We start from the raw sequence: 12,952 nt of genomic DNA, 5'->3' as shown, positions 1-12,952 counted from the left end.
GGGTGGGGGTGCCGGGGGGTGAGGGGGTCCAGGCGGGCATGGGCTCGACTGGGGTGCTGGGGGCGGTAGTTGACCAGGCTCGGGTGTCGGCGTTGTCGGGGGTGGGCCCAACTGGCTTGCTGGGGGTGTCCGTTGACCAGGAGGTGGCGTCCTCGACGGTGGGTCCGACCGGCGCGCTGGGAGCGGTTGCCGACCAGGCACGGGTGTCGGTGTCGTCTGCGGCGGGCCCAACTGGGTTACGGGGGGCGGGCGGTGACCAAGTGGCGGTGTCGTCGACGGTGGAGCTCTGGGCGCCGGGCGTGGAGGAGCCGGGTGCGGTGGGGTGGGTGTCGGAGGGGTAGGGCGCGTTGCCACCGGAGGGTGACCACGCACCACGGCTGGGAGCGCCGCCGGTGGGATCCGTGAACGACTCGCCCCGCCAAGGGGTTTCCGGCCGGAGCCGATCGGTGGTCTCCGAGGAGGGCTCGGGGGCGGGGCTGGAGGGCGGAGCCGACGGGCGGGTGGGGGTGGGGTTCTGCCGGTCGGGTGCCGGGGATGAGGGCTCGGTTGTCGGGCGGGGCGGGGTGGTGGACCCGGCGGATGTTCCCGGACGCGTAGGGACGTAGCGCTGCCGGTCGGACGACTGACGTGACGGCTCGGCCTCGGGGCGCGGCGGAGTCGCCGGGGCGGGGGGCGTCACCGGGCGGTTCGAGTCCTGGCCCAGTTGATCGGACGACCGACGCGAGGCCCCGCCCTCGGGAGGCGTCGCCGAGCGGGCCGAATCCTCACGAGGCCGGTCGGACGGCTGGGGCGGAACCTCGGCCGCCGAACCGGACGAGGTGGCAGGGCCGGCTGATGTCCCCGGACGCGTGGGGACGTAGCGCTGCCGGTCGGACGACCGACGGGAGGCCCCACCCTCAGGGCGCGGCGGCGTGGCCGGGGCAGGAGGCGTAGACGAGCGGGCCGAATCCTTACGAGGCCGGTCGGACGACGGATGGGGGGCCTCGCTCGCAGGGCGCGGCGGGGTGCCCGCGTCGGCGGTTGTCCCCGGACGGGTCGGGATGTACCGCTGCGAGTCGGACGACTCACGCGGAGCGTCGGCCGCCGAACCGGACGAGGTGGCGGGGCCGGCCGATGTCCCCGGACGCGTGGGGACATAGCCCTGCGGGTCCGACGACCGACGCGGCGCCTCGTCCTCGGGGCGCGGCGGAGTCGCCGGACCGGAAGAGGCTGCCTGGCGAGCAGAGTCCTGGCCGAGCCGATCGGACGCTTGAGGCGGAGCCTCGCCAAACGGACCGGGTGGAATGGCGGAGCCGGGAGGCGTTCCCGGGCGCCCGGGGGCATGGCGAAGCCGGTCGGGCGACTGACCAGGGCCCTCACTCGCAGCGCGCGGCGGGACACCTGGGACAGGAGGCATCCCCGAACCAGCCGAATCCTGGCGCGACCAGTCGAACGCCTCCCCCGGAGCCTGACCCGCAGGACGCGACGGAGCAGCAGAACCGGGAGGCGCTACCGGACGGCCCGGGACATGGCCGAGCGGATCTGGCGCCCCACCGGAAGCCTCACCTGCGGCACGCAACGGGACACCCGGAGCGGAAGACGTCGCCGAACGCACCGAATTCTCGTGCAACCAGTCGAACGCCTCACCCGGAGGCGAAGGCACCCCCGAACCAGCCGACTCCGAACTGGGTTCCCACAGCGCCTCGTTACCACCTGCCGACGTCGTAGGACGGTGAGGCGGCCGGGGTGGAACAGTTCCCCGCGCGGCTCCATCGGCGTTCGCGCGGAGCGCCTCGCCGCCGGGCGCGGGCGGGGTGTCCGGGAACCGTGCCGAAGCCGGCGGAGGAGGTGGGCTCACGGAGTCCATGGCAGGGGGTGAGAAAGGCCGAAGGCCGGGAAAACGCGGCCGCCCGTCAGAGGACCCGCCACGGCCTTCGAAGCCGTTGCTCGAAGACCCAGCACTCGAAGACACCGCGCCGGGATCGGACCCACCGTTCTGCGGTGCCGTACGCCTCCCGTCACCGCGGTCCCACCACCCCGTACTGGAACCCGCACCGGAACCAGCCGCGAACGGCTCTCGCCCAGTCCGCGAAGCTCCAGCAGCCGCCGAGTCACCCGACCCCGCTACACCCGCACCCGCACCGTCACCCGACCGCGGCGCATCCCCCGCCGCCCGTCGCCCGCGCGCGTGAGCGCCCGAGGCAGGCCGCCGCTCCGACGCCCCGCCGTTCGTGGACGCACCCGGCATCCCCGGCGCACTCCACGCGTCCCACGCACTCGAAGTACTCGACGCACCAGGCCTGTTCGACGCACTCGGCGTCCTCTGGCCACCCCTCGAAGCGGAACCCGGAGCCGGACCGGAAGCCGAGGCAGCACCCGAAGTGCCCCCTGCCGCAGCCGCCCCCGAAGCCCCCCTCGTCCCCGAATCCCCCACAGAACCAGAATGCGGTCGGTCCAAGTCCTCGCCCGTTGCCTCGTCGGCCGTCGGCCGCCCCGCCGAGTCCGTCACGTTCCCCGAATTCGTCCCGTTCGTGCCGTTCGTTCCGTTCACCGGATTCACGGGATTCACCGACCCCGGCGGCCGGTGCGGCGGCGTCGAACCCGCCGGTCCGGGGGCGCGTCGCGCTTCCGTGCTCATGCACCCCCCGTTTCCTCGTACCCGGGCCACCGTTCGTCCGTACGCGGGCCGGTGTACTCCTGCCCGTGCTCGTATACGGACCGGCGTCCACCCCGCTCTCACCCGGCACGACACAAAAAACAAAGACACGAGAACAAAGTCGTCCCGGGCACGCATACCCGCGGCGGCGGACCGCCATCCCGGGCGCGGTCGAACGACCGGCGGCGTTTCCTCCGTGCGTGCGCGTCACTCTACGGGTTGACCCCGCTCGAACGGGAACCAGTCCACACCCCCGGGGCATCTGCCCGGAACGTCCCCCTACCCTGCGGTAATCCTGTCTGGCAGGCTGCGTTCATGACTGCGCGCGCCGCCGACCGGGCCCGTTACGACCGGGCCACCGCCCACCTCGACGCCCCTCTCGCGATCGTCGACCTGGACGCCTTCGATGCCAACGCGGACGACCTCGTCCGCCGGGCCGGCGGCAAGCCGGTCCGCGTCGCCAGCAAGTCCGTCCGCTGTCGAGCGCTCCTCGAACGCGTCCTGGCCAGGGACGGCTTCGCGGGCCTGATGTCCTTCACCCTGGCCGAGTCGCTGTGGCTCGCCCGCTCCGGGTTCGAGGACGTCCTCCTCGCCTATCCCTCCGCCGACCACGCCGCCTTCGGCGAACTCGCCAACGACCCCAAGCTCGCCGCCGCCGTCACCGTGATGATCGACGACCCGGCCCAGCTCAAACTCATCGACGACTCACGCGACGGCGGCACCGAAGTCATCCGCGTCTGCCTGGAGTTGGACACCTCACTGCGGATGCTCGGCGGCCGCGTCCGCATCGGCGCGCTCCGCTCCCCCCTCCGCTCCCCCGCCCAACTCGCCGACATGGCCCGGACGGTGTCCCGCCGCCCCGGCTTCAAGGTCGTCGGGATCATGGCCTACGAAGGCCACATCGCCGGTGTCGGTGACTCCGTCGCCGGGCGGCCGTTCCGGTCCCGCGCCATCCGGCTGATGCAGGCCACCGCCAAGCGCGAACTCGCCGAGCGGCGCGCGCAAGTGGTGCGCGCGGTCAGGGCGGTCGTGCCCGACCTGGAGTTCGTCAACGGCGGCGGCACCGGCAGTGTGCAGCACACCGCCGCCGAGGACGCCGTGACCGAGATCGCGGCCGGTTCCGGGCTGTACGTGCCGCGCCTCTTCGACAACTACACGTCGTTCCACGGCCGTCCGTCCGCGCTCTTCGCCATGCCCGTCGTACGGCGCCCGGGCGTCGGCGTCGTCACCGTCCTCGGCGGCGGCTACCCCGCCTCCGGCGCCGCCGGCCCCGACCGGCTCCCGGTTCCGTACCTCCCGGAGGGCCTGCGCTACGACCCCCAGGAAGGACCCGGCGAGGTACAGACGCCGCTGCTGGGCTCCCCCGCCGACGACCTCCTCATCGGCGACAAGGTGTGGTTCCGCCACGCCAAGGCCGGTGAACTCTGCGAGCGCTTCGACGCGTTGCACCTGATCGAGGGCGACGCGGTGACCACGACCGTGCCGACGTACCGCGGCGAGGGCATGACGTTCCTGTGACGGATTGACGGACCGACAGAAACGCGCGACGGCCCGGAAGTTCATCCGGGCCGTCGCTGTGTGCTGACCTACCAACCTCACATCGGCGTGACGTACGCCCCCGAAATCCCGCCGTCCACAAGGAAGTCGGCGGCGTTGACGAACGACGAGTCGTCACTCGCCAGGAACGCCACGGCGGCGGCGATCTCGGTCGCCTCCGCGAAACGGCCGACCGGGATGTGCACCAGGCGGCGCGCGGCCCGCTCGGGGTCCTTCGCGAACAGCTCTTGCAGGAGCGGGGTGTTGACCGGTCCCGGGCACAGCGCGTTGACGCGGATGCCCTCGCGGGCGAACTGCACGCCCAGTTCACGGGACATGGCCAGCACACCGCCCTTGGACGCCGTGTACGAGATCTGCGACGTCGCCGCGCCCATCCTCGCCACGAACGACGCCGTGTTGATGATGGAGCCCTTGCCCTGGCGCCGCATGTACGGGATCGCGGCCTTGCAACACAGGTACACCGACGTGAGGTTGACGTCCTGGACGCGCTTCCACGCCTCAAGTCCCGTGTCCAGGATCGAGTCGTCGTCCGGCGGCGAGATGCCCGCGTTGTTGAAGGCGATGTCGACGCTGCCGTAGGTGTCGAAGGCCGTCTTGAAGAGCGCCTCGACCTGTTCGGGGTCGGTGACGTCGACCTTCACGAACAGCCCGCCGACCTCGTCGGCCGCCGCCTTGCCGTGCGTTTCGTCGATGTCGCCGCAGACGACGTTCGCGCCCTCGGAGGCGAACCGGCGCGCGGTGGCGAGGCCGATGCCGCTGCCGGCTCCGGTGATGACGGCGGTACGGCCGACGAGACGCCGGCAAACAATCTCTGAGGTCACTGTGCGGAGCCCTCCGTGCTGGTCGAGACATTGCTGGTGGAGACGTCGCTGATGAAGACGTTCTTGGTTTCGGTGAAGGCGGTGAGCGCGTCCGGGCCGAGTTCGCGGCCGATACCCGACTGCTTGAAGCCGCCGAAGGGGGTCCAATAGCGGACGCTGGAATGGGAGTTGACGGACAGGTTGCCCGCCCGGACGGCCTGCGAGACACGCAGGGCGCGGCCCACGTCCCGGGTCCAGATGGAACCGGAGAGGCCGTAGTCGGTGGCGTTGGCCAGGCCGATCGCCTCCGCCTCGTCCTCGAAGGGGAGGACCACGGCGACCGGGCCGAAGACCTCCTCGACGGCAACGCGCGCGTGCGGGTCGACTCCGGTCACCACCGTCGGCGGGAACCAGAAGCCGGGCCCCTCGGGCGCCTTGCCGCGAATACCGCCGAGGTCGTCCGTGACGTACGAACGGACCCTCTCCAGCTGCACCTTGGAGATCAGCGGACCCATGTCCGTCTTCTCGTCGGCCGGGTCGCCGACCGTCACCCCCTCGATCGCGGGGGCCAGCAGCTCCAAGAAGCGGTCGTAGACGGACCGTTGGACCAGGATGCGGGTGCGGGCGCAGCAGTCCTGGCCGGAGTTGTCGAGGAAGGACATGGGGGCTGCGGCGGCCGCGGCCTCGATGTCCGCGTCGGCGAAGATGATGTTGGGGCTCTTGCCGCCGAGTTCGAGGGTGACGCGCTTGAGGAGCGCCGAGCCCTTCGCCAACACCTGTTTGCCCACGGCGGTTGACCCGGTGAACACGATCTTCGCGACGCCCGGGTGCTCGACGAGGGCGGTGCCCGCGACCGGGCCGTGGCCGGGCAGCACCTGGAAGAGGCCCTCGGGAAGGCCTGCCTCCAGGGCGAGTTCGGCCAGCCGGAGCGCGGTCAGCGGGGTCGTCTCGGCCGGCTTGAGGATGACCGCGTTGCCGGCCGCGAGCGCCGGGGCGGTGCCCCACGCGGCGATCGGCATCGGGAAGTTCCAGGGGGCGATCACGCCCACCACGCCCAGCGGTTCGAGGATCGTGATGTCGAGGCCGCCCGCGACCGGGATCTGACGACCCGTCAGCCGCTCCACTCCCCCGGCCGCGTAGTCGAGGAGATCGCGGACGTTGCCGGCCTCCCAGCGGGCGTTGCCGACGGTGTGCCCGGACTCGCGCACCTCCAACTGGGCCAGTTCTTCGAGGTGTTCGTCGACGGCGGCCGCGAAACGGCGCAGCAGCCGGGCCCGGTCGGCGGGCGGCAGGGCCGCCCACTTCGCCTGGGCCCGGGCGGCGCGTACGACGGCGGCGTCCACGTCGGCCGCGGTGGCGGCGGGGACGGTGGCGACGACCTCCTCGGTGGCGGGGTTCAGTACTTCCAGCGGGTGCTCGGCAGGCAAAACGGTCCTCACAGACGTTCGAAGGAGCGACGCAGCTCCCAGTCGGTGACGGCGGCGTCGAAGGCGTCCAGTTCGACGCGTGCCATGTTGCGGTAGTGCGCGACGACCTCGTCGCCGAAGGCGGCCTTGGCGATCGGGCTGTTCTCCCACAGCTCGGCGGCCTCGCGGAGATTGGTGGGGACGTGCGCGTAGTCGCCGCTGTAGGCGTTGCCCGCGCAGGCCTCCGGCAGCTCCAGCTTGTGCTCGATGCCGTAGAGCCCGGCGGCGACCAGGCCCGCCACCGCCAGGTGGGGATTCACGTCCCCGCCCGGCAGCCGGTTCTCGAAGCGCATCGAGCGGCCGTGGCCGACGACCCGGAGGGCGCAGGTGCGGTTGTCGTAGCCCCAGGCGACGGCGGTCGGCGCGAAGGAACCCGGCTGGAACCGCTTGTACGAGTTGATGTTCGGGGCGTAGAGCAGCGAGAAGTCGCGGAGCGCCGCGAGCTGTCCGGCGAGGAAGTACCGCATGACCTCCGACATGCCGCCGGGGTCGTCCGAGGACCCCGCCATGGCGTTGCCGCCGTCGGCGTCGGCGAGCGAGAGGTGGATGTGGCAGGAGTTGCCCTCGCGCTCGTTGTACTTCGCCATGAAGGTCAGCGAGACGCCCTCCTGGGAGGCGATCTCCTTGGCGCCGGTCTTGTAGATCGCGTGCTGGTCGCAGGTGACGAGGGCGTCGTCGTAGCGGAAGACGATCTCGTGCTGCCCGGGATTGCACTCGCCCTTGGCGGACTCGACGGTCAGTCCGGCGACGGTCATGTCGTTGCGGATCCGGCGCAGCAGCGGCTCGATGCGGCCGGTGCCCATCACCGAATAGTCGATGTTGTACTGGTTGGCCGGGGTGAGCCCTCGGTAGTTGGCGTCCCAGGCCTGTTCGTACGTGTCCTTGAACACGATGAACTCCAGCTCCGTACCGACCTGCGCGGTGAAACCGTGCTCGGCGAGGCGCTCCAGCTGGCGGCGCAGGATCTGGCGGGGTGCGGCGACCACCGGCGATCCGTCGTTCCAGGCGAGGTCGGCGATGAGCAGGGCGGTGCCGGCGTTCCAGGGCACACGGCGGAGGGTGGTCAGGTCCGGGTGCATGGCGAAGTCGCCGTAACCGCGCTCCCAGGAGGACATGGCGTAGCCGTCGACCGTGTTCATCTCGGTGTCGACGGCGAGGAGGTAGTTGCAGCCCTCGGTGCCGTGCCGGAGCACGTCGTCCAGGAAGAACTGGGCGGCGAACCGCTTGCCCTGCAGCCGCCCTTGCATATCGGGGAAAGCCAGGACGACAGTGTCGATCTCACCACTGGCGACGAGGCGTTGAAGTGCCTCGACGCCCAGTGGGGGTGTGCGGTCTGCCACGGGAAAGCCTCCTTCGGCTTCTACGGTCAGCCGGAAGCCATAAGGTATTGCGGAGAACCATTGCTTGGGAAGGGGGTGCCGCCATATGTCGCTGGAAGCGGAGAACGGGCTTGAGGACCGGTTGACCCCGGTACTGCGGCCGGTGCGGGCGGGCAACGGATTCGAAGAGGCGCTGGAACAGATACTGCAGGTCGTACGGCTGGGCCTGGTGCCGGGGGGCGAACGGTTGCCGGCCGAGCGGGAGCTGGCCGAGCGGCTCGGGATCAGCCGGGTGACGCTGCGCGAGGTTCTGAAGGTACTGCAGGACCAGGGTCTCGTGGAGTCGCGGCGCGGACGCTACGGCGGGACGTTCGTCCTGCCGAAGTCGGACGCGGGCGGCGAGGACGAACTGCGGCGGCGGATCAGCGCGGTCGACATCGAGGACGTGCTGCGCTTCCGCGAGGTGCTGGAGGTCGGCGCGACGGGCCTGTGCGCGACCCACGGCCTGAGCACCGATCAGGCGGACCGCCTCCGGGACGCCCTGGCCCGCACGCACGACGCCCCGCTCGCCGACTACCGCCGCCTGGACACCCTGCTCCACCTGACCCTGGCCGAGTTGTGCGGTTCACCGACCCTGACCGCGCAGTACGCGGCGGTACGGGCCACGGTGAACGACCTCCTCGACTGCATCCCCCTCCTGGTCCGCAACCTGGAGCACTCGCAGCGCCAGCACATCGCGCTGGTCGAGGCGGTCCTCGACGGGGACGCGGACGGGGCGCGGGAGATGATGCGGGAGCACTGCGCGGGGACGGCGGCGCTGCTGCGCGGGTTCCTCGCATGACCGCCTGACCAGCGGGGTAGTTCAATGGTTCGCACGGAGTCCATTCAATTCGCTTCACGTCGGAGGGGTGCATGGCGGGCAGACCGCTGATCGGTATCAGTACGTATCTGGAGGCCGGAGCACGCTGGGGCACCTGGGAGTTGGAGGCGGCCCTGCTGCCCGCCGGCTACCCACGGCTCGTCCAGCACGCGGGCGGCCTCGCCGCGATGCTGCCGCCGGACTCCCCCGAGCACGCCACGGCGACCGTGGCCCGCCTCGACGGCCTGGTGATCGCCGGCGGCCCGGACGTGGAACCGATCCGCTACGGCGCCGACCGCGACCCCCGCTCCGGCCCGCCCGCCCCCGCCAGGGACGCCTGGGAACTCGCCCTGATAGAGGCCGCGTTGACAGCGGGCATCCCCCTCCTGGGCATCTGCCGGGGCATGCAGCTGCTGAACGTCGCTGTGGGCGGCACCCTCGTCCAGCACATCGACGGCCACGCGGAAACCCCGGGCGTCTTCGGCAGCCACCCGGTCAAGCCGGTACCGGGCACCCTGTACGCGTCGGCGGTACCGGAGGAGACCTCGGTCCCCACGTTCCACCACCAGTGCGTGGACCGCCTGGGCGCGGGCCTGACGGTGTCGGCCTGGGCCGAGGACGGCACCCCGGAGGCCGTCGAACTCCCGTCCGCCGACTGGGTGTTGGGGGTGCAGTGGCATCCCGAGATGGGTGAGGACCTGCGGGTGATGCGGGCGTTGGTGGAAGCGGCCGCGAAGGCTCGCTAGCCCTGCGTCAGCGAGAGTAGCTCCCGCGCGGGTCCCGTCGGCCGGTGCCCCGTGGGCCACACCGCTCTCAAGTCCCGGGCGAGAGTGACCCCTTCGACCGGGATACGCACCAGCCTCCGCATCGACAGCTCCTCCCCCACGGCGAGTTCGCTCAACACCGCGGGCCCCGCTCCGCTCACCGCCGACGCCTTGACCGCCGTAGTGGACGACAACTCGATGAGGGGGCGGGCCAGTCCGCCGAGCGCCGCGTCCAGTACCTGCCTTGTCCCCGAACCCTTCTCCCGCAGAATCAGGGGTGTGGACGCCAACTCCTCGGCCGGTACCGGGCGTTGACGACGCGCCCACGGATGGGTTGGGGCGGTCACGACGATCAAATGGTCATGGGCGATCACCGTGGAATCCAGTCCCGCGGGCACGGACAGACCCTCCACAAAACCCAGGTCGGCCTCGTCGGCGAGGAGCCGTTCCGCGACCGTGGTCGAGTTGCCGGCCAGCAACGAGACCGCTGTGTCCGGGCGTTGGGAGCGCAGGGCGAGGAGCCAGCCGGGGAGGAGGTACTCGGCGATGGTCATGCTGGCGGCGACCCGGAGCCGGGAGTCACGGCGGTGCCGTAGGGCCTGGGCGCCCGCGTCGAAGGCGGCCGCCGCCTCGACGACCCGGCGGGCCCAGTCCGTGACCAGGGCACCGGCGTCGGTCAGGGTCGAGCCGCGCGGTGAGCGGTCGACCAGGGCGACGCCGAGCTGCCGTTCCATGGAGCGGATGCGGCTGCTGGCCGCGGGCTGCGTGATGCCCAGCTCGCGGGCCGCCGCGCCGAGACTGCCGAGCCGGGCCACCGCCAGCAGCAGCTCCAGCGCGCCGAGGTCCGGCACCCGGTGCGCTATCGACCCCTCCCGCCGCTCACCCATCTCACCGTTGCTCATAAATCCAGTTTATGTCCCCATAGACACATACTCCCTGGTCGCGTGTCTCAGTCGGCGAGACGGTGGAGGCATGGTCACCGCCGTACGTCATCTCGGACCCAACTGGTACGCCTCCGTCATGGGCACCGCCATCGTCGCCACGGCCGGTGCCGGGCTCCCGCTCCACCTCCCGGGACTGCGCACGGCCTGCACCGCCGTCTGGGCCCTCTCCCTCGCGATGCTGCTGACCCTGCTCGCCGCCCGCGCCCTGCACTGGACCCACCACCGCGACCAGGCCCGCGCCCATCTCCTCGACCCCGCGATGGCCCCCTTCTACGGCTGCCTCGCGATGGCCCTGCTGGCGGTGGGCGGCGGCACCCTGGTCGTCGGACGGGACTGGATCGGCGTCCGGGCGGCGGTCGCCCTCGACACCGTGCTGTTCGGCGCCGGAACGCTCATCGGGCTCGCGGCGGCCGTCGCCGTCCCGTACCTGATGGCCGTACGGCACCACGTACACCCCGCGCAGGCGACCCCGGTGTGGCTGCTGCCCGTGGTCGCGCCCATGGTGTCCGCGGCCCTCGGCCCGCTCCTGGTGCCCCACCTGCCGCCCGGACAGCCCCGGGAGACGCTGCTCCTCGCGTGCTTCGCGATGTTCGGACTGAGCCTGCTGGCAACGCTGTTGATGCTCCCGCTGGTCTTCGCCCGGCTCATCACCGGCGGCCCGCTGCCCCTCGCGCTCACCCCGACGCTGTTCCTGGTCCTGGGCCCGCTGGGCCAATCCACCACCGCCGTGGGCAAGTTCGCGGACTTCGCTCCCGGTGTCGTACCACCCGCGGACGCCCAGGCCTTCAGCCTCCTCGCCGTCCTCTACGGCGTCCCCGTCATGGGCTTCGCCCTGCTCTGGCTCGGCCTCGCCACCGCGCACGTCGTCCGCGCCCGCCGCCACGGCATGCGCTTCACGATGACCTGGTGGGCGTTCACCTTCCCGGTCGGCACCTGCGTCACCGGCGCCGAGTCCCTGTCCCACCACACCGGCCTCGCCGTCTACGACGGCCTCGCGATCGTCCTCTACGGCGTCCTGGTCGCCGCCTGGGCCACCGCCGCCGTGCACACGGCCCGCGGCCTGCTCAGCGGCGCGCTGCTCGCAGGGCCGCGCCCAGCACCCGTGGCGCTTCACCCAGTGACGGCCCGTACCACGTGAGATGCCTGCCGCTGACGAGCGCGCAGGGCAGGCCGGTGAATGCCTCGGGTCCGTCGTCGGCCGTGAAGCGGTAGGGCTCGTCCGGGAGGACCACCAAGTCCGGTTCCGCCGCGCGTAGTTCGTCGATCGTGGCGCGGGGGTAACGGTCGGCGTGCGTCGCGTACGCGTTGTCCACGCCCAGCCGGGACAGCACATCGCCCGCGAAGGTGTCCCGGCCAAGGACCATCCAGGGACGGCGCCAGATGGGGACGACGGCGGTGACACGGCGTTCCGGTTCCGGCAGTTGAGCCCACGCCTCCTCCGCCTCGTCCAGCCAGCGCGGCCGTAGCGGAGCACCACATGCGTCCAGGACCCGGGCCAGTTCACGGAAGGCCTGCGGGACGTCACGCACCTCGGTGACCAGGACCTCAACTCCCGCCTCGCGCAAGGCCGTCAGGTCCGGTGCACGGTTCTCCTCCTCGTTGGCGATCACCAAGTCGGGGGCGAGGGTGATGATTTGGTCGAGCTTCGGGTTCTTGGTGCCGCCGACGCGCATCACGTCCAGGTCCGGCGGGTGGCTGCACCAGTCCGTCGCGCCGACCACAACTCCCGGCAGGGTCACCGCGATTGCCTCGGTGAGCGACGGTACGAGGGAGACGACGCGCATCAGCGCTGGCGGTCCTGGACCGCCTCGATGTGCTCGGCCACCGCGACCACGACCACCCGGGTGTCCGGCACGGTCGCGCGCCAGCGGTGACGGACGCCGCCGGTGAGGTACATCGTGTCGCCGCGCACCAGGCGGTACGCGCGCCCCTCCGCCTCGATCTCGACGGCGCCGTCGGCGACGTACATCAACTCGTCGTTGCGGTGCTGGAATTCGCGCCCGGCGTCATGGTCGCCGGTGAACTCCGAGGCGTGCAGCTGGTGATGGCCCCGCACCAGGGAACGCATCCGGGGTTCGGCCGACTCGGGCTCCTCCGCGCGGACGACGTCGACGCTGCACGCGGGGTCGGCGGCGGCGAGGAGTTCGACGGCCGTGGTGCGCAGGGCGTCGGCCACCTTCTCCAGGGAGCTGCGGCTGGGGCGGGCCCTGTCGTTCTCGACCTGGCTCAGGAAAGGCACCGAGAGGCCGCTGCGCTCGGCCACGACGGCGAGGGTCAGCGACAGCGCGCGGCGGCGCCGCCGTACGGCCGCACCCACCCGAAGGGGCTGTTCTTTGTGGTCGCCCATCGCTCCGGCTCCCTCCTTCGCTCGTCGGTCTTCAGTTGCCTCTGATGAGTTCTCTGCACCCTACGCATGTTCGTCAAACCGTTTCATGCGCCTGTCACATCCACGTCACACAGCGTGCGATCGGACGTCATGGTTCTGGCCAGTCCGCGACGGTCCGCCGACCCTCGATCAGCGCGAGACTTCGTCTCTACTCTTCAATGCGTACGCGGTCGCCGGTGTTCCCGCTCATCCCTCGGGCCTGATTGCGGGGTTTCGTAGCGC

The 12,952-nt window shown here is 71.5% G+C and carries 10 protein-coding genes and 1 pseudogene; 5 read left to right on the top strand and 6 right to left on the bottom strand.

The genetic code is table 11. The annotated features are described in order from the left end of the window. Both OO69_RS53125 and OO69_RS28975 read left to right on the top strand, forming a co-directional pair. A pseudogene (locus tag OO69_RS53125) lies at positions 1–341 on the top strand (hypothetical protein); the annotation flags it as partial. A gap of 2,609 nt (positions 342–2,950) precedes the next feature. Then, positions 2,951–4,153, top strand: a complete 1,203-nt coding sequence (locus OO69_RS28975; RefSeq protein ID WP_033283767.1) for an amino acid deaminase/aldolase — start codon at positions 2,951–2,953, stop codon at positions 4,151–4,153. A 77-nt stretch (positions 4,154–4,230) separates the two neighbouring features. On the opposite strand, the gene OO69_RS28970 is transcribed toward OO69_RS28975, so the two are convergent. From OO69_RS28970 to OO69_RS28960, 3 genes are read right to left on the bottom strand one after another with little or no spacing between them, the layout of a single operon-like run. Then, the gene (locus tag OO69_RS28970; protein ID WP_033283766.1) at positions 4,231–5,013 is read right to left on the bottom strand and encodes a 3-oxoacyl-ACP reductase; all 783 of its coding nucleotides are present in this window, start codon (positions 5,011–5,013) and stop codon (positions 4,231–4,233) included. After that, positions 5,010–6,419: an aldehyde dehydrogenase family protein gene (locus tag OO69_RS28965; RefSeq protein ID WP_033283765.1), complete on the bottom strand. Its 1,410-nt coding sequence runs from the start codon at positions 6,417–6,419 to the stop codon at positions 5,010–5,012. Before OO69_RS28965 ends, OO69_RS28970 begins: the two co-directional genes overlap by 4 nt. Positions 6,420–6,427: 8 nt before the next feature. Then, positions 6,428–7,798 (bottom strand): glutamine synthetase family protein, encoded by a 1,371-nt coding sequence (locus OO69_RS28960; RefSeq protein WP_033283764.1) that lies wholly within the window; start codon positions 7,796–7,798, stop codon positions 6,428–6,430. A gap of 85 nt (positions 7,799–7,883) precedes the next feature. Here OO69_RS28960 and OO69_RS28955 point away from each other — a divergent pair, with 85 nt between their 5' ends. Next, positions 7,884–8,618, top strand: coding sequence for a FadR/GntR family transcriptional regulator (locus tag OO69_RS28955; RefSeq protein WP_033283763.1), 735 nt, complete (start codon positions 7,884–7,886; stop codon positions 8,616–8,618). A 71-nt stretch (positions 8,619–8,689) separates the two neighbouring features. Further along, positions 8,690–9,382, top strand: a complete 693-nt coding sequence (locus tag OO69_RS28950) for a gamma-glutamyl-gamma-aminobutyrate hydrolase family protein (protein WP_033283762.1) — start codon at positions 8,690–8,692, stop codon at positions 9,380–9,382. Here OO69_RS28950 and OO69_RS28945 read toward each other — a convergent pair. Further along, complete coding sequence (locus tag OO69_RS28945) at positions 9,379–10,302, bottom strand: LysR family transcriptional regulator (RefSeq protein WP_033283761.1); 924 nt, start codon at positions 10,300–10,302, stop codon at positions 9,379–9,381. The genes OO69_RS28950 and OO69_RS28945 overlap by 4 nt on opposite strands. 70 nt (positions 10,303–10,372) lie before the next feature. On the opposite strand from OO69_RS28945, the gene OO69_RS28940 reads away from it, so the two are divergent. Continuing rightward, the gene (locus tag OO69_RS28940; protein WP_033283760.1) at positions 10,373–11,482 is read left to right on the top strand and encodes a TDT family transporter; all 1,110 of its coding nucleotides are present in this window, start codon (positions 10,373–10,375) and stop codon (positions 11,480–11,482) included. Here OO69_RS28940 and OO69_RS28935 read toward each other — a convergent pair. Beyond that, positions 11,409–12,128 (bottom strand): helical backbone metal receptor, encoded by a 720-nt coding sequence (locus OO69_RS28935; protein ID WP_033283759.1) that lies wholly within the window; start codon positions 12,126–12,128, stop codon positions 11,409–11,411. The genes OO69_RS28940 and OO69_RS28935 overlap by 74 nt on opposite strands. Then, positions 12,128–12,691, bottom strand: a complete 564-nt coding sequence (locus OO69_RS28930; protein WP_033283758.1) for a helix-turn-helix domain-containing protein — start codon at positions 12,689–12,691, stop codon at positions 12,128–12,130. The genes OO69_RS28935 and OO69_RS28930 overlap by 1 nt, the downstream gene beginning before the upstream one ends. Between the last annotated feature and the right edge of the window lie 261 nt (positions 12,692–12,952).

Source organism: Streptomyces sp. NRRL F-525, from assembly GCF_000716605.1.
Classification (GTDB): domain Bacteria; phylum Actinomycetota; class Actinomycetes; order Streptomycetales; family Streptomycetaceae; genus Streptomyces.
Note: the sequence above shows the minus strand (reverse complement) of the source record. Positions and strands in the feature narration are given on the sequence as shown.

Coding starts and splice junctions, on each gene's coding strand:
- OO69_RS28935 (WP_033283759.1), bottom strand. CDS start 12,128: ATGCGCGTCGTCTCCCTCGTACCGTCGCTCACCGAGGCAATCGCGGTG.
- OO69_RS28975 (WP_033283767.1), top strand. CDS start 2,951: ATGACTGCGCGCGCCGCCGACCGGGCCCGTTACGACCGGGCCACCGCC.
- OO69_RS28930 (WP_033283758.1), bottom strand. CDS start 12,691: ATGGGCGACCACAAAGAACAGCCCCTTCGGGTGGGTGCGGCCGTACGG.
- OO69_RS28950 (WP_033283762.1), top strand. CDS start 8,690: ATGGCGGGCAGACCGCTGATCGGTATCAGTACGTATCTGGAGGCCGGA.
- OO69_RS28940 (WP_033283760.1), top strand. CDS start 10,373: ATGGTCACCGCCGTACGTCATCTCGGACCCAACTGGTACGCCTCCGTC.
- OO69_RS28955 (WP_033283763.1), top strand. CDS start 7,884: ATGTCGCTGGAAGCGGAGAACGGGCTTGAGGACCGGTTGACCCCGGTA.
- OO69_RS28945 (WP_033283761.1), bottom strand. CDS start 10,302: ATGAGCAACGGTGAGATGGGTGAGCGGCGGGAGGGGTCGATAGCGCAC.